Here is a 12955-nt window from a genome sequence, read left to right as displayed (position 1 = left end):
CGGACGCTTGTGCTCTGCTCACCCCCGGTGAGCAGAGCACAAGCGTCTTCTGCACCACTTCCTGGGCATCGCCCAGCTGCGTCGGGGATGCTGGGGACGTGCCGTTCCTCCGTCGTGTCGCCACCGCCACCGCTGCCACCGCCCTGCTGGGCGGCGCGAGCTGGGTCGCCCGCGCCGCCTGGGGCCTGCCCGTCGCCCTCGGCGCCAGCCAGCGCCGGCTCCGCCCGACCGTCACCGGCTCGTCCCAGTTCGCCGAGGGCAAGTTCCACAACAACCTCCCGACCCCGGCGCTCGCCCCGGCCAACGCCCGGGACGGCCTGCTCCGCCAGTGGCACGAGGACCGGCACAAGGGGCTGCCCGGCGGGCCGATCCCGCTGACCGTCCCCGAGGTGCCCGAGCAGGCCGCCGAGCTGGCGGTCACCTGGTTCGGGCACTCCAGCGCCCTGCTCGAGATCGACGGCCGGCGGGTGCTGGTCGACCCGGTGTGGGGCGAGCGGGTGTCCCCCTCCCCGCTGCTCGGCCCCACCCGGCTGCACGAGCCCCCGACGCCGGTCGAGAGCCTGCCGCCGGTCGACGCCGTGCTGATCAGCCACGACCACTACGACCACCTGGACCTGCCCACCGTCCGGGCCCTCGTGCGCGAGCAGTCGGCGCCGTTCGTCGTCCCACTCGGCATCGGCGCGCACCTGCGCCGGTGGGGTGTGCCGGACGACCGGATCGTCGAGCTGGACTGGGACGGCGCCACGACCGTCGCCGGGCTCACCCTCACCTGCACCGAGGCCCGGCACTTCTCCGGCCGGTTCTTCGCCCGGGACACCACGCTCTGGTCGTCCTGGGTGGTGGCCGGCCCCCGGCACCGGGTGTTCTTCGGCGGCGACACCGGCTACACCCCGGCCTTCGCCGGGATCGGTGCACGCCTGGGGCCCTTCGACCTGACACTGCAGCCGATCGGCGCCTACAACGACGCCTGGCACGCCATCCACATGGACCCGGAGGAGGCCGTGCGCGCGCACGGCGACCTGGGCGGCCGGGTGCTCGTGCCGATCCACTGGGCGACGTTCAACCTGGCCTTCCACCGCTGGGCCGAGCCGGTGCAGCGGCTGCTCGCCGCCGCCGAGGCCCGCGGGGTCACGGTCGTCGTCCCGCAGCCCGGTGAGCGGGTCGACGTGCTGGCCCCGCCCCCGGTGCGCGACTGGTGGACGGCGGTCGGCTCGGCCGACGACGTCCCCCCGGGCCGGCCGGTGGCTGCCCCCGCCCGCGTCCGGCGGCTGACCTCCCGGCGGGCCGGCAGCCGGGGCTGAGGGCAGCGCCCTCCGGCCCGGGCGGCGCGCTCAGCCGACCAGCAGGGCGCTGCGGTCGGTCCGGGTCAACGCCCGGCCGGCCAGCGCCACCAGGACGACGGCGGCTGCGCTGATCGCGGCCACGGCGACCTGCTGCGGCCCCTCGGCGGCAGCGATGCCGAGCAGGCCCCAGATGACCGCGGCCGCGAACGGGCCGGCGGCGACGTAGGAGCCGAGGAGCACCGCGGCGGCGACCCCGGCGACCGTGACCAGCGCGGCGACCGCCCAGGCCTGGGCCGCGAGGGTGTCCGGGGACAGCCCGAGCGCCACCCCGGTGCTGCCCACCGCGGCCACCGACGCCACGGTGAGCCAGCCCAACAGCAACCCCGCGGTGGCCCGCGGCAGGAACCGGGCCAGCCCGTCGGCCGGCACGGTCTGCAGCCGGACGTAGGCGACGGCGGCCGCTGCGGTGATCCCGAAGATCAGCACCGTGGCGACGTACTGCCAGGCCCCGTCCAGTGGGAAGACGACCTCCCAGACGGCGTTCCCGGCGAACGCGACGGCCAGCGGCCACCCGGTGCGCCGGTGCACCTCGCGCTCGCGCTGGGCGGGCAGCGCCTGGTAGACCGCCCAGGCCAGCGACCCGGCGAAGATCAGCCCCCAGATGCTGAAGGCCCAACCGGCCGGGGTGACCAACGAGCGGTCGGCGTCGCTGACGTCGCCGACGCTGCGGCCGGCGATGGCGGAGCCCAGCGGGCTCCCGACGATCTGGGCGACCGCCGCAGCGACCACCGCGACGACGCGGGGGGTGTCCCTCATCGGTACCTCCTCGTCCGCTCCTGCTCGTCGGCTCTCCCCCGGTCCGTCGAGCCACCGGGATCGGCCGCGTCCGCGGGCGGTCTACCCGGTCAGGGCAGCGAGCACGCCGGGGAGCTCCAGGAGATCGGTGACCTCGTGCTGCGGCTGCGGCCCGTCCGGGTCGACGCGGTGCCCCGGACGGCGCACCCGGACGACCGTGAGCCCGGCCTCCAGCGCCCCCCGGGTGTCCCGCGCGGACGCGGGGACGTGCACCGCGGCCCCGGCCTCGGCCGCCCGCTGGTAGATCTCCGGGTGCGGCTTGTAGGCGTGCAGCCGCTCACTGGTCAGGACGGCGTCCGGGTGCACCAGGCCGGCGACGCGGGTGCGGGCGAACAGGTCGTCGTCCACGTTGGACAGCACCCCGACCTGGTGCTGCTCGGCCACCAGCGGCAGCGCCCGGCCGACGTCGGGCCACAGCGGCCAGTCCGGCAACGACGCCAGCAGCGCGAGGGTGTCCGCGGTGGCGTCGGCGTCCAGGCCCCGGGCCGCGTAGGTGTCGGTGAGGGCGCGCCGGCAGTGCTCGGCGAAGGGCACCCAGTCGGCGACGTCCTTCTGCGAGGCCTTGTTGCGGGCGTCCCAGTCGTCGTAGAGGTCGGTGCCGGCGACGTCCCAGCCGTGGCCGGTCGCCAGCCGGGCGAACACCGCCGACCCGCCCGTCCGGGAGTCGATCAGCGCGCTGAACAGGTCGAAGGTCACCAGCACGCCGCCAGTATGGCCCCGTTGCAGGGTCCCGCCGCGAGCGTGCGAGTGGCGGGGGGCAACGGGGTCCTTCGTCAGCGCAGCAGCTTGGACATCCGCCGGTCGGCCAGCGGCTTGCCGCCGGTCTGGCAGGTCGCGCAGTACTGCAGCGAGGTGTCGGCGAAGGACACCTCACGCACGGTGTCCCCGCAGACCGGGCAGGGCAGCCCGGTGCGGGCGTGCACCTGCAGGCCGGCCCGCTTCTCTCCCTTGAGCGTCGCCGCCCGCTGCCCCAGCTGACGGTCCAGGGCCCCGGTCAACGTCTCGTGCACAGCCATGTGCAGCCGGAGCAGCTCGTCGTCGGTGACCTTGTCGGCCATCTTGAACGGGGAGAGCCGGGCGGCGTGCAGGATCTCGTCGGAGTAGGCGTTCCCGATCCCGGACAGCACGGTCTGGTCGGTGAGGGTGCCCTTGAGCTGGGTGCGCCGGCCGGCCAGCAGCGCCCCGAGCGTCTCGGCGTCCAGCTCCAGCGCGTCCGGGCCCAGCCGGGCGATGCCCGGCACCTCCGCCGGCGAGCGGACGACGTACACCGCCAGCCCCTTGCGGGTGCCCTGCTCGGTCAGGTCGAAGCCCTCGGGCAGCTCTCCCTCGCGCGGCTCCAGGTGCACCCGCAGCGCCAGCGGGCCCTTGCCCGGCTTGGGCGGTGCGGTGGGCAGGTTCTGCCGCCAGTGCAGCCAGCCGGCCCGGGCCAGGTGGACGACCAGGTGCAGCCCGGAGACGTCCAGGTCGAGGAACTTGCCGTGCCGGGAGGCGCCGGTGAGCTCCAGCCCGGCCAACGAGGACAGCGGCGGGTCGAACGTCTTGATCGCCTGCACCGCGGCCAGGTCGACGCGCGTCACGATCCGGCCGACCGCGTTCTCCCGCAGGAACGCCGCCAGCGCCTCCACCTCGGGCAACTCGGGCACGGCCCCATGATCCACGTGGAACACCACCCCCGTCGTCCTCCCCAGGGGCCAAAATCGCGACTTCGGCCCCTCAGCGGGTGACGGCGGTGGCCATGCGGTCGACGATCGTGCGGAGCACCGGGCGGGGGGTGGCCAGGTTCAGCCGGACGTGCCCGGCCCCGGGGGCGCCGCACTCCGGCCCGTCCACCAGCGCCACGCCGGCCTCGCGCAGGAAGAACTCGCCCAGCGGCTCCTCGATCCCCAGCTCCCGGCCGTCCAGCCAGGCCAGGTAGGTGCCCTCCGGCGGGGTGTACCGCACCGCCGGCAGGTGCTCGGCGAGCAGCTCGGCCAGCAGCCGGCGGTTGCCGTCCAGGTACGCCAGGACGTCGTCCAGCCACTCCTCCCCCTGCTCGTACGCCGCCGTGCTGGCCAGCACCCCGGGGGTGGAGGCGCCGTGACCGGCCAGCTCGCCGACCTCGGCCCAGTGCGCGGCGTCGGCCGGGTTGGACAGCAGCAGCTGCGCGGCCTTGAGCCCGGGCACGTTGAACGCCTTGGACGCCGACGTCGCGGTCACCGTGTGCCGGGCCGTGGCCTCCGACAGCGCGGCGTAGGGCCGGTGCACCGCCCCCGGGTACACCAGCGGCGCGTGGATCTCGTCGGCGAACACCCGGGCGCCGTTCCGGTCCACGACCTCGGCCAGGGCGACCTGCTCGGCCGTGGTGAACACCCGACCCACCGGGTTGTGCGGGTTGACGTGCACCAGCAGGGCCCCCGGGCTCAGTGCCCGGTCCAGCGCCGCGAGGTCATGGGTCAGTCGGCCGTCGTCGCCCGGCACCATCGGCACCTCGACCAGCTCGCGGCCCATCAGCCGGGGCACCTTCAGGAACGGCATGTACGCCGGGGTGGGCAGCACGACCGGCGCGCCGGCGGGGGTGAAGTGCTCGATCGCCGCCTGCAGGCCGGCGACGACGTCGCCCAGCGGGGTGATCCACTCGGCCGGCAGCTCCCAGCCGTACCGGCGCAGCTGCCAGCTGGCGCACGCCTGCGCCATCGCATCGGCGACCGGGCCGGGCAGGTAGCCCAGCGCCCCGGCGTCGACCGCGTCGTGCAGCGCCCGGGTCACCACCGGCGCCGTCCCGAAGTCCATCTCGGCGACGAAGGCACCCAGCGCGTCGCCGTACCTCGTCCACTTGAGGCTGCCGGCCGAGCGCAGCGCGTCCTCGGTCAGTGCGTCGAAGGAGGTGCCCACCCGGGTCAGTCTGCGTCGCCGGGCAGGTCCACGGTGGCACCGGGCTCGGCGCGGGCCGACTCCTCCACGGCGCTGGCCACCGCGGTGGCGACGGCGGGGTCGAAGACGCTGGGGATGATGTAGTTGGCGTTGAGCTGGTCGTCGCCCACCACCGCGGCCAGCGCGTCGGCGGCAGCCAGCAGCATGCCGGGGCGGATCTCCTTGGCCCGGGCGTCGAGCAGCCCGCGGAAGACCCCGGGGAACGCCAGCACGTTGTTGATCTGGTTGGGCAGGTCCGAGCGGCCGGAGGCGACGACGGCGGCGTACTGCCGGGCCCGCACCGGGTCGACGTCCGGCGTGGGGTTGGCCATCGGGAAGACCACCGCCCGGTCGGCCATCCCGGCGAGCACCTCGGCCTGGATGACGTTGGCCGCGCTGACCCCGATGAACACGTCCGCGCCGACCAGGGCGTCGGCCAGCTCGCCCCGCCGGCAGCCGGGGTTGGTGCGCCGGGCCAGGTCCAGCTTCGCCGGGGAGAGCCGCTCGTCGTCGGGGGCGAGGACGCCCTCCCGGTCCCAGACCAGCACGTTCGTGGCCCCGGCCTCCAGCAGCAGGGTGACGATCGCCGTCCCGGCCGCGCCGCCGCCGGCGACGACGACCGCGACGTCCTCGAGCTGCTTGTCCACGACGCGCAGCGCGTTGCGCAGCGCGGCGAGCACGCAGATCGCGGTGCCGTGCTGGTCGTCGTGGAAGACCGGGATGTCGAGCTTCTCCCGCAGCCGGGCCTCGATCTCGAAGCAGCGGGGGGCGGAGATGTCCTCCAGGTTGATGCCGCCGAAGCCGGGGGCGATGAGCTCGACGGTGCGCACGATCTCGTCGACGTCCTGGGTGTCCAGCGCGATCGGCCAGGCGTCGATGTCGCCGAACCGCTTGAACAGGGCCGCCTTGCCCTCCATGACCGGCATGGAGGCGCCCGGCCCGATGTCGCCCAGCCCCAGCACCGCCGAGCCGTCGGTGACGACGGCGACGGTGTTGCCCTTGATGGTGAGCCGGCGGACGTCCTCGGGGTGCTCGGCCAGCGCCAGGCAGACCCGGGCGACGCCGGGGGTGTAGGCCATCGACAGGTCGTCGCGGGTCTTCAGCGGCACCCGGGAGGCGACCTCCAGCTTGCCGCCCAGGTGCAGCAGGAAGGTGCGGTCGCTGACCTTGCGGACGTGCACGTTCTCCACCGCGTCGAGGGCGGCGACGACCTCCTCGGAGTGCTCGGCGTCGGCGGCCGAGCAGGTGACGTCCACGGTGAGGCCGTCGGGGCGGGACTCGACCACGTCGATCGCGGTGACCGCGCCGCCGGCGTTGCCCACCGCGGTGGCGATCCGGCCGACGCTGGCCGGGTCACCGTCGGCGGTGAGCCGGACGGTGATCGAGTAGGACGCCGAGGTCACCGGCCCGCGGTGGACGACGGGAGCGGGTGCCGAGTCAGGAGTGAGGGACGTCACTCGACCATCGTGGCACCACGGACCCCGTTTTTCCACCTGTCGGGCGATCCATCCCACCATGCGGAACTCAGGACGGGAGTTCGGCGGCCCGCTGCTCAGCCCGGGCCTTGAGCCCGACCGCGAACTGGCGGAAGGCCGGGTTGAGGTCGGGCACGGTGCGGATCATCAACGGCGCCAGCGGGCCGCGGTACTCCTCGCGCACGGTGAACGCGGTGCTGCCGTCGCCCTGCGGGTCGAGCCGGAAGGTGCGCTCGGCGACGAACAGGTCCAGCGGCAGGCCGCTGTGCCAGCGCATCGACTCCGCCGGCCGGATCTCGGTCACCGTGGCCCGCAACGGCCGGCGCCGGGTGCCGGTGGCGACCAGCAGCAGCGGGGCACCGAGCCGCACGGCGCCCTCCACCCGGTCGATCCCCGAGTTCCAGTCGCGCCAGCTGCCGACGTCGACCAGCACCGCCCACACCTGTTCGGCCCCGGCGTCGATGCGGGTGGCCGCCTCGTAGCTCCTCATCGGGGCCGAGTGTGCTCTTCGTCACCCCTCGGTGGAAGGGTCAGCCGCGGCGGCGCCGGGTCCGGGGGCGCACCGGCCGCGGCGACCTCGCCCAGCCGGTCCCCCCACGCGACCAGCCCCGCGGTGTCCACGCCGTGCCGGGCGGCGGCCGGCCCGGCGGTGCCCAGCGAGCGGGCGCCCCGGGTCAGCAGGGTGGCCGCACCCGGCAGGTTGCCGCGCAGCACGTGGGTCAGGCCGACGGCGAGCTGGGCCAGGCCCCGCCACAGGTCCCGCTCGTCGTCCGGACCGGTCTTCCACGCGTCCTCGAGCACCTCGTGGGCGTGGAACGGGCGGCCGGCGTCCAGCAGCTGCTGCGCCTCCGCCAACGTCTGGCCGGGCGTGCGGATCAGCCCCTCCGGCGCGCGCGGCTCGCCCGGTGACCCGTGGGGCAGCGGCCGGCCCAGCGCGTCGCGCGGTCGGCCGCTGCGCGCCCGACCGGCGTCGTCCCGGTCGCGGGGCTCCCCGGGCACGTCAGCGCAGGACGGTGGTGAGCCGGACCTGCACGCCGTCACCGGCCTCGGTGATGTCGACGTGGTCGCACAGCTGGCGGGCCAGCCACAGCCCCATGCCGCCCAGCGACAGGTCATCGCCATGGGCCGGGCCGTAGCCGATGAACGGGTCCTGCAGCCCGGCGCCGTGGTCGGTCACCGTGCAGACCAGCCGGTCCTCGCCGGCCCACAGCCGCAGGTCGACCGGTGGCCGGCCGTGGCGCAGCGCGTTCGTGGTCATCTCGTCGACGGCGAGGAGGAAGTCCTCCAGCGCGGGCTCGGAACCGGTCGGCAACCGGGCGTCGGCAGCCCGGGTGGCGAGGTCACGGCGCAGCCCGCGCAGGTCGCGCACCGAGTCCGCGTGCACCAGCGGCTCGGTCGACTCCAGCGGCTCGGGCGGGACCGGCAGCGAGGCCAGGTACTCCCCGGGGTCGACGTGGTCGGGGTTCACCTGCTCCCGTCCGTCGACCTGGAGCACCGGGTGGGTGGCCCGGGCGGCGTCGACCAGGGGCCCCGGCATCCGCCGGGTGTCGCACAGGCAGAGCACCATCAGCGGGTCGTCACCGGTGCGTTGCGCCTCGGCGAGCTGGTGGTCCAGGACGGCGTCGTACCGCTGCCACTCCCGCCAGGTGTCGTGGTCGGAGCCGGGCACGGGCTCGAGGACGACGCGGACCACCGGGCTGGCCGCCACCCGGTGGCGCTCCCCGAGACGGCGGACGGCGGTGATCGCCGCGGCCGGGCCGTTGCCGTACACGTCGGACCACGGGATCCAGGTCACCTGCGGCCGGTCACTGAGCGCGTGCTGCAGGACCTGGGCGGTGCGGTCGCTGCAGGCGACCACCACGGGCTGCCCGGCGTCCAGCCCGGCGCAGACGAAGGCGACGGTGCCGTCGACCAACTCGGCGTCCGAGGCGCCGATCAGCGCCCGGTGTCTGCCGGACCCGGCTGCCCCGTCCATGCGTGCTGATCCCCGTCCTGCCCGTCGCGGAGCCGCCGTCCTGGCAGCCGTGTCCAGGGCGTCCCTACCCGCTCACGGCCCACCTAGGCGTACCGCCGGCCGGGAGCTGCCGAGGACGCCGGAGGAGCGGGTTGCCGCGCGGCCACATCCGTGGAAGATGGTCAGCGAGGACGGCCGCCGCACGGCACGCCGCCCCCGCACCGACCCGCGGTCGACTCGACCGGTCCGGACCTGGAGGGGGCGACATGACCACGTCCACAGCACTCGCCGACCATCCCACCGACGACGTCCTGCCCGACCTGGACGCCGCCCGGGAGCACGTCGCCGCCCGTGCGCTGCGCCCGGCGACGACCGGGCCGATCGGGCTGGAGCTCGAGGCCCACCTGGTCGACCTGGCTTCCCCCGGCACCCGGGTGCCGTGGCACCGGGTCACCGCGGCCGTCGCGACGCTGCCCCCGCTGGACGGCGGCAGCCGGGTCACCCTGGAGCCCGGCGGCCAGGTCGAGCTGTCCGGCCCGCCGGCCGCCGACGTCACCGCCGCGGTCACCGCCCTGCGAGCAGACCTCGCGGCCGTCCGGAGCCGACTGGGCGCGGGGGGCCTGGGGCTGGCCCCGATCGGCACGGACCCCTGCCGGCCCGCGCACCGGGTGAACCCCGGCCCCCGGTACGTGGCCATGGAGGAGCACTTCCGGGCGGCGGGCCACCGGGCCGCCGGCGTCGCGATGATGACCTGCACCGCCGCGCTGCAGGTCAACCTGGAGGCCGGGGCGCCTGCGGACTGGGCGGCACGGGTCCGGCTGGCCACCGCGCTGGGCCCGGTGCTCGTGGCGGTCTCCGCCTGCTCCCCGCTCCTGGCCGGCGCGGAGACCGGGTGGCGCTCCGGTCGGCAGCGGATCTGGGCCCAGCTCGACCCCGGTCGCTGCGGCCCCCTGCCCGGTGGAGCCGACCCGGCCGACGAATGGGCCGCCTTCGCGATGGCAGCCCCGGTGATGCTGGTCCGCGGCCCGGCGGGCGACGCCGTCCCGGTGCGCGGTCGGACGTCGTTCGACGAGTGGGTCCGCGGGGCCGGACCGACCGACCGGCGGCCGACGGTGGCCGACCTCGACTACCACCTGACCACGCTCTTCCCCCCGGTCCGGCTGCGCGGCTACCTGGAGCTGCGCTACCTCGACGCCGCCCCTGAACCGTGGTGGCCGGCGCTCGCGGCCGTGGCCGGCACCCTGCTCGACGACCCGGTGGCCGCCGACACCGCCGCCGCGGCGGTCGAGCCGGTCGCCGACCGCTGGGAACCGGCCGCCCGGGCCGGGCTCGCCGACCGGGAGCTGCACACCGCGGCCGTCACCTGCCTGGAGGTCGCTGCCGACCGGGCGCCGGCGGGCCTGCGGGCGCAGGTCGAGGCCCTGGTCGAACTGGTCGGGCGCCGGGCAAGCCCCGGCGACGCACTGCTGCACACCGCCCGGACCGACGGCCCGGCAGCCGCGCTGCTGGCCGCCGCCCACGACACCGAGGAGGGGACATGACCGACCTGAGGGAGACCCTCGCCCGGGATCTCGCCGACGCCCGCGACCGCACCCTGCTGCTCACCGAACACGACGAGCCCGAGCTGCTGCGCCAGCACTCGCCGCTGATGAGCCCGCTGGTCTGGGACCTGGCCCACGTCGGCCAACAGGAGGACCTGTGGCTGCTGCGCGGCGGCGACGCCCGGTGCACCGGCGTGCTGCCACCGGACGTCGAGCAGCTGTACGACGCCTTCACCCACCCCCGGGCCGCGCGCGTCCGGCTGCCGCTGCTGCCGCCGGTGGAGGCCCGGGCGTTCTGCGCCGAGGTGCGGGGCCGGGTGCTGGACCGGCTCGACCGGTCCGGGCCGGACGACGACCCGTTCGAGGTCGCCATGGTGGTCAGCCACGAGCAGCAGCACGACGAGACGATGCTGCAGACCCTGCAGCTGCGGGCCGGCCCGCCGCTGCTGGGCACCGGTTCCCCGCTGCCGCTCGGCCGGTCCGGGGTGGCCGGCACGACGGTGCTGGTCCCCGGCGGCCCGTTCCGGCTCGGTGTCGACGGCACCGACGAGCCGTTCTCGCTGGACAACGAGCGACCGGCGCACGTCGTCGACGTCCCGGCGTTCCGGATCGGGCGGGTGCCGGTCACCAACGCCGAGTACGCCGCGTTCGTCGCCGACGGCGGCTACACCGACCCGCGCTGGTGGTCCGCGCGCGGCTGGCAGCACCGCTGCGACGCCGGCCTCACCGCACCACAGTTCTGGGGGCCGGAGGGCACCCGGACCCGGTTCGGCCTGGTCGAGGAGCTGCCGGGTGACGAACCGGTCCAGCACGTCACCTTCTTCGAGGCCGAGGCGTACGCCGCCTGGGCCGGTGGCCGGCTGCCGACCGAGGAGGAGTGGGAGAAGGCGGCGACCTGGGACCCGGACACCGGCGGCCGGCGGCGGTTCCCGTGGGGTCAGGCCGACCCGACGCCGGAGCTGGCCAACCTCGGTGGCTCGGCGCTGCGGCCCGCCCCCGTGGGCGCCTACCCCGCCGGCGCGTCCGCGCTCGGAGTGGAGCAGCTGATGGGGGACGTGTGGGAGTGGACCTCCTCGGACCTCCGACCGTGGCCGGGCTTCACCCCGATGCTCTACGCCGACTACTCCGCCCCCTTCTTCGGCGGTGACTACAAGGTGCTGCGCGGCGGCTCCTGGGCGGTGGGCGCCTCGGTATTGCGGCCGAGCTTCCGCAACTGGGACCACCCGGTGCGCCGGCAGGTCTTCAGCGGCATCCGACTCGCCCTCGACGCGTGACCGCGGCCGTCTGATGTGCCGGCACCTCGCCTGGCTCGGCCAACCGCGGACGTTGGCGGCCCTGGTGCTCGACCCGCCGTCGTCCCTGCTGGTGCAGTCCTACGCGCCCCGCCGGCAGCGCTACGGCACGGTGAACGCCGACGGCTGGGGGGTGGGCTTCTGGGCCGACGGCCGCCCGGAGCCGGCCCGCTGGCGGTCGGAGCGGCCGCTGTGGGGGTCAGGCTCCTTCGCCTCGGTCGCCCCCGCGGTCTCGGCCCGCTGCGTGCTCGCGGCCGTCCGCTCGGCGACCGTGGGGATGCCCATCGAGGAGGCGGCAGCCGCCCCGTTCACCGACGGCCGCTGGCTGCTCTCGCACAACGGCCGGGTCGACCGGGCGGTGCTGCCCCCGGCCCGGGACGCCGAGTCGGTGGTCGACAGCGCACTGCTGGCCGCGCTGGTCTTCTCCCGCGGGCTGGAGCGCCTCGGCGCCACCGTCCGGGAGGTGGGCGCCGCCGACCCGGCCGCACGGCTGAACCTGCTGGCCGCCGACGGCACCCGGCTGCTGGCCACCACCTGGGGGGACACCCTCTCGGTGCTGGTCACCGACGAGGGGACGGCGCTGGCCAGCGAACCGTGGGACGACGACCCGCGCTGGGCCGACGTCCCCGACCGCACGCTCGTCGAGGTCACCCCCGACGGCCTGACCCAGACCTCCCTCGATGCATCGGAGCCCGCATGACGTTCACGCTCACCGACCACCTCGGCACGGTCGACCCCGGCGCCGCGCTCGCCGCCGACGCGCGCGCCGGCCTGACGGGACCGACGAAGACCCTGCCGCCCCGCTGGTTCTACGACGAGCGCGGCAGCGAGCTGTTCGACGAGATCACCCGGCTGCCGGAGTACTACCCGACCCGCGCGGAGCGGGCCCTGCTGGCCGAACGGGCCGCGGACGTCGCCGCGGCCACCGGTGCGGACACGCTGGTGGAGCTGGGCAGCGGGACCTCGGAGAAGACCCGGCTGCTGCTCACCGCACTGACCGAGGCGGGCACGCTCCGCCGGTTCGTGCCCGTCGACGTCGACCCCACGGTGCTGCGGGCCGCCGGCGCCCAGATCACCGCGGCCTACCCGGGGACGGCGGTCGACGCGGTGGTCGCCGACTTCACCGTGCACCTCGGCGAGCTGCCGCAGGAGGGTCGCCGGCTGGTCGCCTTCCTGGGCTCCACGATCGGCAACCTGGAGCCCGACGCGCGGGCGGCCTTCCTGTCCTCCCTCGCGGCGACCCTGCGGCCCGGGGACTCGTTCCTGCTCGGCACCGACCTGGTCAAGGACCCCGCCCGGCTGGTGCGCGCCTACGACGACGCCGCCGGGGTGACCGCGGCGTTCAACAAGAACGTCCTCGCGGTGCTGAACCGGGAGCTGAAGGGCGACGCCGACCCGGCCGCCTTCGAGCACGTCGCGGTGTGGGACCCCGAGGAGGAGCGGATCGAGATGCGGCTGCGGTCGACCCGGGACCAGGTCGTGGAGCTGGCCGCGATCGGGCTGACGGTGCCCTTCGCCGCCGGGGAGGAGGTGCGCACCGAGGTGTCGAGCAAGTTCCGCCGCGCCCGGGTCGAGCAGGAGCTGGCCGCCGCCGGCCTGCGGATGACCCACTGGTGGACCGATGCCGCCGGTGACGTCGCGCTGTCCCTGTCGGTGCGGGCGTGAC

General features: G+C 75.7%; 13 protein-coding genes. 5 read left to right on the top strand and 8 right to left on the bottom strand.

From position 1 onward, the window contains the following. The first annotated feature begins 98 nt into the window (after nt 1–98). Nucleotides 99–1301, top strand: a complete 1203-nt coding sequence (locus tag O2W16_RS13505) for an MBL fold metallo-hydrolase (protein ID WP_269159328.1) — start codon at nt 99–101, stop codon at nt 1299–1301. Between the two features lie 30 nt (nt 1302–1331). Here O2W16_RS13505 and O2W16_RS13500 read toward each other — a convergent pair whose 3' ends face one another. The 8 genes from O2W16_RS13500 to O2W16_RS13465 form a co-directional block, all read right to left on the bottom strand. After that, nucleotides 1332–2099, bottom strand: a complete 768-nt coding sequence (locus O2W16_RS13500; RefSeq protein ID WP_269159327.1) for a hypothetical protein — start codon at nt 2097–2099, stop codon at nt 1332–1334. Nucleotides 2100–2180: 81 nt separating this feature from the next. Continuing rightward, nucleotides 2181–2840, bottom strand: coding sequence for an HAD family hydrolase (locus O2W16_RS13495; protein ID WP_269159326.1), 660 nt, complete (start codon nt 2838–2840; stop codon nt 2181–2183). Between the two features lie 71 nt (nt 2841–2911). Next, the gene (locus O2W16_RS13490; protein WP_269159325.1) at nt 2912–3781 is read right to left on the bottom strand and encodes an Fpg/Nei family DNA glycosylase; all 870 of its coding nucleotides are present in this window, start codon (nt 3779–3781) and stop codon (nt 2912–2914) included. A gap of 70 nt (nt 3782–3851) precedes the next feature. Further along, entirely contained in the window at nt 3852–5009 is a 1158-nt protein-coding gene (locus O2W16_RS13485) for a MalY/PatB family protein (protein ID WP_269159324.1), read from the bottom strand. A gap of 5 nt (nt 5010–5014) precedes the next feature. Further along, nucleotides 5015–6430 (bottom strand): NAD-dependent malic enzyme, encoded by a 1416-nt coding sequence (locus O2W16_RS13480; protein ID WP_269159323.1) that lies wholly within the window; start codon nt 6428–6430, stop codon nt 5015–5017. Between the two features lie 121 nt (nt 6431–6551). Then, nucleotides 6552–6992, bottom strand: a complete 441-nt coding sequence (locus O2W16_RS13475) for an SRPBCC domain-containing protein (protein WP_269159322.1) — start codon at nt 6990–6992, stop codon at nt 6552–6554. Further along, a complete protein-coding gene (locus O2W16_RS13470) occupies nt 6989–7501 on the bottom strand; it encodes a DUF309 domain-containing protein (protein ID WP_269159321.1) in 513 nt (170 codons plus the stop codon). Before O2W16_RS13470 ends, O2W16_RS13475 begins: the two co-directional genes overlap by 4 nt. Before the next feature lies 1 nt (nt 7502). Then, entirely contained in the window at nt 7503–8477 is a 975-nt protein-coding gene (locus O2W16_RS13465; protein ID WP_269159320.1) for a sensor histidine kinase, read from the bottom strand. A gap of 245 nt (nt 8478–8722) precedes the next feature. On the opposite strand from O2W16_RS13465, the gene egtA reads away from it, so the two are divergent. Genes egtA through egtD form a run of 4 tightly spaced genes read left to right on the top strand, consistent with a single transcriptional unit; the run spans nt 8723 to nt 12954 of the window. Further along, complete coding sequence (gene egtA, locus O2W16_RS13460) at nt 8723–9997, top strand: ergothioneine biosynthesis glutamate--cysteine ligase EgtA (RefSeq protein ID WP_269159319.1); 1275 nt, start codon at nt 8723–8725, stop codon at nt 9995–9997. Further along, on the top strand, nt 9994–11271 hold the full coding sequence (gene egtB / locus O2W16_RS13455; RefSeq protein WP_269159318.1) for an ergothioneine biosynthesis protein EgtB: 1278 nt from the start codon (nt 9994–9996) through the stop codon (nt 11269–11271). The genes egtA and egtB overlap by 4 nt, the downstream gene beginning before the upstream one ends. 13 nt (nt 11272–11284) lie before the next feature. Then, nucleotides 11285–11989 carry an ergothioneine biosynthesis protein EgtC gene (gene egtC, locus O2W16_RS13450; protein ID WP_269159317.1) on the top strand — a complete coding sequence of 235 codons (705 nt, stop codon included), beginning with the start codon at nt 11285–11287 and terminating at the stop codon, nt 11987–11989. Then, nucleotides 11986–12954 (top strand): L-histidine N(alpha)-methyltransferase, encoded by a 969-nt coding sequence (egtD, locus tag O2W16_RS13445; protein WP_269159316.1) that lies wholly within the window; start codon nt 11986–11988, stop codon nt 12952–12954. Before egtC ends, egtD begins: the two co-directional genes overlap by 4 nt. Nucleotide 12955: the final 1 nt, after the last annotated feature.

The sequence above is a fragment of the Modestobacter sp. VKM Ac-2984 genome (genome assembly GCF_026967985.1).
GTDB lineage: Bacteria > Actinomycetota > Actinomycetes > Mycobacteriales > Geodermatophilaceae > Modestobacter.
Note: the sequence above shows the minus strand (reverse complement) of the source record. Positions and strands in the feature narration are given on the sequence as shown.